This is a genomic window from Streptomyces sp. NPDC059850 (genome assembly GCF_042731515.1).
Taxonomy (GTDB): Bacteria; Actinomycetota; Actinomycetes; order Streptomycetales; family Streptomycetaceae; genus Streptomyces.
Map to the genome: position 1 here is coordinate 155,332 of NZ_JBHWJI010000021.1, position 7,619 is coordinate 162,950.

A 7,619-nucleotide genomic window follows, 5' to 3' on the forward strand; every position below is an offset into this window, starting at 1 on the left:
GGGCCCGCTCAGCCGACGTGAATGTGGGGGCGGCGGTTGCGGTCGGGTTCGGCTTCGCGGAGCACTTCGCGGGTGACGGGGGCCACCTCGCCCTGGCCGAAGAGGAAGAAGCGGAGGAAGTGGGCGAGGGGGTTGCCCTCGGTCCACTCGAAGTGGATGTGCGGCCGCTGACCGGATGCGTCGCGCACCGCCAGCAGCATCGCGGCGAGCGCGTTGGCGACGGTGGCGCTCTCCATGGTGAGCACCCGGTAGCGGCCGTGCATCACCTTTCCGCACACCCGCAACTCGCTCTCGAACTCGGACGGGTCGGCCACGGTGACCTCCACGAAGATGACGTCGTCCTCGGGCGGGATGTCGTTGTCGGCCCGGATCTCCTGCTGCTTGTCGCGGTATTCGGCCACGTCACAGGCCTGCGGCTTATTGGCGATGAAGCGGATCGTGCGGTGGGCGGTGTCGCGGATGAAGCGCTGGGCCATGTCGTCGAAGGTGACGCTGGTGACCCGTAGCTCGAAGGCGCGGGCGGCCCGGGACAGCAGGGACACGGCCATGATGCCGCCGATGAAACACGCGCCGATCTTGACGCCGTCGGGCCGCTCGATGACGTTCGCGGCGGTGGTGTAGATGAACACGAGCGCGATGGCCCCGAAGCCCAGGGTCCAGCCGCGCTGCCCGGCGCGCCGCGCGGCGATGGTGACGGCGATGGCGGCGGAGGTGATGAGGACGAGGACACCGGTGGCGTACGCCCCGCCCTGGGCGTCCACATCGGCCTTGAACAGCCACGTCACCAGGAACGCGACGAGGGTGAAGACGAGCACCATCGGGCGCACCGCGCGCGCCCAGTGGGGTGCCATGCCGTAGCGCGGGAGGTAGCGGGGCATGAGGTTGAGCAGTCCGGCCATGGCCGAGGCGCCCGCGAACCAGAGGATGGCGATGGTGGCGGCGTCGTAGACGCTGCCGAAGGCGGAGCCCAGGTACTCGTGGGCGAGGTAGGCCAGGGCGCGGCCGTTGGCGGCGCCGCCCGGCTCGAAGGCGTGCTGCGGGATCAGCAGGGTCGTGATCAGGCTGGAGGTGATCAGGAAGACGCTCATGATCAGCGCGGCGGTGGTGAGCAGCTTCCGGGTGCCCTGGATACGGCCGGTGGGGCGTTCCTCGGTGTCGCCGGGCTTGCCCTCGATGTGCGGCATGACGGCGACCCCGGTCTCGAACCCGGAAAGACCGAGTGCCAGCTTGGGGAAGATCACCAAAGACACGGCGACCATGACCAGGGGGTTGCCGCGCTGGGCGGTGAGCGCGGCGGTCCAGTCGGTGATCACCTGCGGCGCGGTGAAGACGTGCCACAGCCCCACCGCCACCACGACGGCGTTGAGCAGCAGATAGGCGGCCACCAGCACGACGGCCAGCCCGATGGCCTCGGTGAAGCCCTTGAGGAAGACCGCGCCGAGGAGTCCGATGAGGACGAGGGTGACGGCCACCTCGTGGCCGTGCAGCAGATCGGCGTGCGGGTTCTCCACCACATGGGCGGTGGCGTCGGCGGCCGAGAGGGTGATGGTGATCAGGAAGTCGGTGGCGGCGAAGCCGAGCAGGGTGAGGACGAAGAGCTTGCCCTTCCAGAACGTCAGCAGCCGCTCCAGCATCGCGATCGAGCCCTGGCCGTGCGGGCTCTCGGCGGCCACCCGCCGGTAGACCGGCAGCGCGCCCGCCAGGGTCACCACCACCAGTACGACCGTGGCCAGCGGGGACAGCAGCCCGGCGGCCAGGGCGGCGATACCGGGCTGGTAGCCGAGGGTCGAGAAGTAGTCGAGACCGGTGAGACACATCACCCGCCACCACGGGCGGCCCCGGTCCGCGCTCTCCGGTTCCGCGTGCGGTCCTGGCTGCCGCTTGGCCATGTCGGTCAGGCCCTCCAGCAGCCACGCGCGCAGCCGGTGCCGCGGTCCGCCCCGCGGGGCGGAGAGGCCGTGAGGAGAGCCGGTCACGATGTGCTCCTGTCGGTGGCGGCGAAGAGTTTCAGCCATCGTGAGACTGCCTGGCCAGCGTATGCGCAGTGGCCCGGGCGCACCGGTCGGCCGCACCCGGCCGGAGGGCGGGGCTCATTCTCAGCGGACTCTCATTTTCGGCACCTACGGTCCGGCCCATGGACACCACCAAGACGGATCAACCGACCGACCGCACAGCGCAGCCCGCAGAAGCCGAAGAAGCAACGGCGGAGGGTGTCCCGAACGCTGTTTCCGACACCAAGGAATCGCACACCGGGGCTCCCGCCGAGGAGCCTGCCGCGGACCGTACCGACGACGAGCCCGCGATCGTTCCGGCCGCCGCCCCGGCGGCCTCCGCCGGGGTGTTCTCCGGCGCCGCCGCGGTGGCCGCCGCGGGCCTGGGGCTCGCGTCGCTCACCGGCACCTGGCTGGGCACCATGCTGCAGGAGCGTGCGCAGCTGACCGGCCAGATCAAGGCCCAGTCCGGGTCCGCCGCCAACCAGATCGAGGCGGTCTACGGCACGCCGTGGCACACCACGGCCTTCCTCAACGGGCTGTTCGGCCTCGCGGCCGTGGTCATCGCCGCCGTGGTGCTGCTGCGGCAGCGCACCGCCGTGTCGGCCTCGGGCGCCACGCGCGCCACCTGGGTCTCGGCCGTGGCCTGGGGCGCGGTGGCGCTCGGCGTCATCGGCCTGCTGATCGCGGCCGTGATGGGGCTCGACGTGTTCACCCCGATGCCCAAGGTCCCGGCCGGCCCCGGTGGCGCGCCCGCCGGCTGACCCGCGCCGACCGACGACCGGACGGACGAGACGGCACGCCCCGAGGGAGTGGTTCTCCCCGGGGCGTGCCGCGTTCCGGCCGGACCCTGCCGCGTGGAATGGGGCGGTTAAGGCGTCCGCATCGGGACACCAGAGGGGGATACGGACGAGTCGACGTACGGAGCCCCACGATGAGCGAAACCGCGGCACGCGCCTCCGGCCCCCGGTCCGGCGAGGACACCAGAACCGCGGTCACCGTCCTCGTCGCGCTCGGCGCCAACCTCGTCATCGCCGTCGCCAAGGCCGTCGGCGGGGCCTTCACGGGCTCCCCCGCGCTGCTCTCCGAGGCCGCCCACTCGGTCGCCGACAGCCTCAACGAGGTGTTCCTGCTCGCCTCCCTGGAGCGCAGCCAACGCGCCCCCGACGCCCGCCACCCCTTCGGCTACGGCAAGGAGCGCTACTTCTGGGCGCTGCTCGCCGCCGTCGGCATCTTCGTCATGGGCGGCTGCTTCTCCTTCTTCCAGGGCGCCGAGGCGCTGCGCTCGGGCAGCTCGGAGGACCACACCGGCTATCTGGTCGGCCTCGCCGTGCTCGGGGTGGCCCTCCTCGCGGAAGGATCCTCCCTGGTCCGCGCCCTGCTCCAGGTCCGCGGCAAGGCCAGGGCGGCGGGCCGCGGCATGCTCGCCGAGGTCCGCGCGGGGGACGATCCCACGCTGCGCACCGTGCTGGCCGAGGACTCCACCGCGTGCCTCGGCGTGGTGTTCGCCCTCCTCGGCATGTGGCTCCACATGCTCACCGGCGACGGGGTGTACGAGGCGGTGGCGTCGTTCCTGATCGGGGCGCTGCTCGTCTACGTGGCCTACCGGCTGGCCAAGGAGTCGCGGGCGCAGCTGATCGGTGAGGCGATCGACCCGGCGCAGCGGCGGGAGATCCGGCGCTTCCTCGACGAGCAGCCGGAAATCGACACGGTGACCACGCTGCTGACGATGCGCCTGGGCACCCAGTCCACCCTGGTCGCGGCGCGGATCGACCTCGTCGGCGGGCTGGACAGCGAGGAGGTCGAGGAGGTCCTGGTACGGGTCAAGGCCAAGATGACGGAGGTCTGGCCGCACGCCGACCAGATCTTCCTGGACGTCACGGACGCGTCCGCCAAGGACCGCGCCCGGGCCCGCCGGGACCTCCAGGCGCTCGACCGGGCGGTGGCCGCCGACGCCGAGGGCGCCAGCTCATGAGATTGGAGGTGCTTTTGATGGGTACTCGGGAGCGGACCGGCCCGGAAAAGAGCTAACTGATGTTCGGAGGCGTTACTCATGGGCTTGGGCGGTTGCATCCTCATGGTCGCGATCGGAGGCATCCTCACCTTCGCGACGGACTGGAACAGCAGTGGATTTAATGTGCATTTGGTGGGCCTGATCCTCATGGTTGTCGGCTTCATCGGCATGGCCGCGTATGTCAGTGTCTACAAGCGCCGCCGGGTGGTCCCGCCGACCGCGACGCCTCCGGTGGTCGAGGACCCCGACGCGCATCACCACCATCGGCACCTCTGAGGCCGACATCTGACGCCGACTTTCCCCTCGCCACACGAGGTGGCCCCCGCCATGTGCGGGGGCCACCTCTCTTTCTTGTAGAGGCCTTGACATCAGCCTGTTCGAAACTGTCAGAATCTGTTCAGCCAAGGGGAGTTGAGGCCGTTCGACACTCCCAAGAAGCAACATAATCGAAGAGAAGGGGATCGCCATGGCGGTCACTCGTAGATCGTTGCTGATCGCCGGCAGCGCCGCGCCCATGGCGGGGACGCTCGCCACCGGCATCCCCGCACAGGCGGCCACCCCGGCGGCCGCAGCGCCCCGGGCGACCGGCGGGCGGAGCATCCCGCTCGACGACGGCTGGCGGTTCACCCTGGTCACCCCGGACGGGAACGCGGAGCCGGACAGCGCTCACGAGGACGCGCGGCAGCCCGGCTACGACGACTCGGCGTGGCGTATGGTCGCCGTTCCGCACGACTGGAGCATCGAGCAGACCCCGACCACCGAGCACGGCACCACAGGCGGCACCGGCTTCCTGCCGGGCGGGCTCGGCTGGTACCGCAAGACCTTCACGCTGCCGTCCGGGCTCGCGGGCCAGCGGATCTCCGTCGAGTTCGACGGGGTGTACATGGACGCGTACGTGTACTGCAACGGGAAGCTCATCGGCAGCCACCCCTACGGCTACACCGGGTTCGCCCTCGACCTCACCGACGTGGTGCACACCGACGGCACCACCCCCAACGTCCTCGCGGTCAGAGTCCGCAACCAGCTGCCCAGCAGCCGCTGGTACTCGGGCAGTGGCATCTACCGCCACGCCCGGCTCGTGGTCACCGACCCCGTCCATGTGGCCCGCTGGGGTACGTACGTCACCACACCCGGCCTCGCCACCACCCTGCGCGAAGGCCACGCCACCGTGCGCGTGCGCACCAGCGTGGTCAACGCGTCGGACCAGGAGAGACCGGTCACCGTCGTATCCACCCTCAAGGATCCGGGTGGGAAGACGGTCGCCCATACCCGGTCCTCGCTGACCGTCGGCGCGGACACCACCCGTGATGCCACCCAGGAACTCACCGTCGACCGACCGAAGTTGTGGTCCTTCAACACCCCGGTGCGCTACACCCTGGAGACCGAGCTACGGGTCGGCGACCGGACCACCGACCGCTACCGCACGCCCTTCGGCTTCCGCCACTTCGCCATCGACCCCGACCGGGGACTCACCCTCAACGGCGAGTACACCAAGATCCGGGGCGTCGACCTCCACCACGACCTCGGAGCGCTCGGCGCCGCGTTCAACGCCGATGCCGCGCTGCGCCAGATGACCATCATGAAGAGCATGGGCGTCAACGCCCTGCGCACCTCCCACAATCCGCCCGCACCGGAGCTGATCGAGATCTGCGAGCGGCTCGGCGTCGTGATGCTGGTGGAGGCGTTCGACTGCTGGCGCACCGGCAAGAACCCGTACGACTACGGGCGCTTCTTCGACGAGCACAGCGAGGCGGACATCACCGAGATGGTGCGGGCCGCCCGCAACTCCCCCGCGGTCATCATGTGGTCCATCGGCAACGAGATCCCCGACTCCACCAGCACCGCCGGACTCGGCATGGCCGAGCGGCTGATCGACGCCGTCAAGAAGGCCGATGACACCCGGCCGGTCGTGATCGGCTCGGACAAGTACCGCTCGCTGCCGTCCCCGGGGTCGGCCGCCGACCTGATGCTCGTCAAGCTGGACGGGCTGGGCCTCAACTACAACACCGCCGCCTCGGTGGACGCCCTGCACGCCCGCTATCCGCAGCTGTTCCTGTTCGAGTCGGAGTCCTCCTCCGAAACGTCCTCGCGCGGGGCCTATCAGGAGCCCGAACACCTCAACACCGGGGAGAACTACACCCCCGGCAAGCGCGAGCCCTCCTCGTACGACAACAACCTCGCCTCGTGGACCATGAGCGGTGAGTACGGGCTGAAGAAGGACCGCGACCGGAGGTTCTTCACCGGTCAGTTCCTCTGGTCGGGCATCGACTACATCGGCGAGCCCACCCCGTACGACGTGTTCCCGGTGAAGGCGTCGTTCTTCGGCGCGGTGGACACCGCCGGGTTCCCCAAGGACATGTACTACCTGTTCAAGAGCCAGTGGACCAGCGAACCGATGGTCCATCTGCTGCCCATGGACTGGACCGGCCACCGGCCGGGCGAGGACGTCGAGGTGTGGGCCTACGCCAACGTGGACACCGTGGAGCTGTACCTCAATGGCGACTCGCTCGGCGTGCGCCGCTTCGACACCAAGAAGACCGCCGACGGCCGCACCTACCTGGAGACCACCGAGGCCACCGGCGACGACAAGACCGTCACCACCGGCCCCTACCCCGGCAGCTACACCAGCCCCAACGGCAGCGCGGGCAAACTCCACCTCACCTGGAAGGTCCCCTTCGCACCCGGCGAGCTGAAAGCCGTCGCCCGACGCGACGGCCGGGTAGTGGCCACCGACGTGCTCCGCACCGCCGGACGCGCCCACGCCGTACGCCTCACCCCCGACCGCAAAACCATCACCGCCGATGGCCGCTCACTGTGCTTCGTCACCGCCGAAGTGGTCGACGCACACGGCACGGTGGTTCCCGACGCCGAGCACCTGATCGCCTTCGACGTGTCCGGGGGCTCGCTGGCCGGTGTCGACAACGGCCGCCAGGAGAGCGCCGAGCGCTACCAGGCCAGCACCCGCACCGCCTTCCACGGCAAGGCCCTGGCCATCGTCCGCTCCGGCACCAAACCCGGACACCTCACCATCACCGCCCGCGCGACGGGACTGCGAAAAGCCACCGCCACCCTCCGCGCCACCGGCGGAACATCAACGAAGGTCACCCCTCCTCAGCGGTTCGCCCCCGACCCCGGCCCGGCCACGCCGGTGTATCCGCTGGCCGACGCCAGCTACTCGGGCTCGCTCACCACACTGCCCGCCGCCATGCTGGACGGCGATCCCGCCACCGGCTGGTCCAACGCCTTCACCAAGCCCGCCACCGCGCTGCTGCCCGCCTTCAACGGCGCCAGGAAGACCGACTGGGTCTCGGTCACCTGGGCCAGGAAACGCCGAGTGCGCCGCGCCGAAGTCTCCTTCACCCTCGACGCGACGCACTCACTCCCCGCCTCGGTCACCGTCTCCGCCTGGGACGGCCACCGCTATACCCCGGTCCGCGACGCACACATCACCTGGGCCGAGACATCCGACACCCCGACCGTCATCACCTTCACCCCCGTCCGCACCTCACGACTCCGCCTGGAGCTGGTCAGCCGGTACCCGGGGGAGGCCAAGGGCGCCCAGCGGATCATCCTGCTCGACGTCCCAGAAGCCTGACGAACCGCCCGTGCGGCAC

5 protein-coding genes are annotated in these 7,619 nt (G+C 70.1%); 4 read left to right on the top strand and 1 reads right to left on the bottom strand.

Going from position 1 to position 7,619, the window contains the following annotated elements; all coding sequences use genetic code 11:
• Positions 1-8 precede the first annotated feature (8 nt).
• Positions 9-1,889 carry an amino acid transporter gene (locus tag ACFV9T_RS19825; RefSeq protein ID WP_385441994.1) on the bottom strand — a complete coding sequence of 627 codons (1,881 nt, stop codon included), beginning with the start codon at positions 1,887-1,889 and terminating at the stop codon, positions 9-11.
• A gap of 245 nt (positions 1,890-2,134) precedes the next feature.
• Here ACFV9T_RS19825 and ACFV9T_RS19830 point away from each other — a divergent pair, with 245 nt between their 5' ends.
• From ACFV9T_RS19830 to ACFV9T_RS19845, 4 genes are all read left to right on the top strand, one after another.
• Positions 2,135-2,755, top strand: a complete 621-nt coding sequence (locus ACFV9T_RS19830; protein ID WP_385441975.1) for a hypothetical protein — start codon at positions 2,135-2,137, stop codon at positions 2,753-2,755.
• A 170-nt stretch (positions 2,756-2,925) separates the two neighbouring features.
• Positions 2,926-3,966, top strand: coding sequence for a cation diffusion facilitator family transporter (locus ACFV9T_RS19835; RefSeq protein ID WP_385441976.1), 1,041 nt, complete (start codon positions 2,926-2,928; stop codon positions 3,964-3,966).
• Positions 3,967-4,044: 78 nt separating this feature from the next.
• Entirely contained in the window at positions 4,045-4,281 is a 237-nt protein-coding gene (locus tag ACFV9T_RS19840) for a hypothetical protein (protein ID WP_385441978.1), read from the top strand.
• A 190-nt stretch (positions 4,282-4,471) separates the two neighbouring features.
• Entirely contained in the window at positions 4,472-7,600 is a 3,129-nt protein-coding gene (locus ACFV9T_RS19845) for a glycoside hydrolase family 2 TIM barrel-domain containing protein (protein ID WP_385441980.1), read from the top strand.
• The last annotated feature ends 19 nt before the right edge of the window (positions 7,601-7,619 follow it).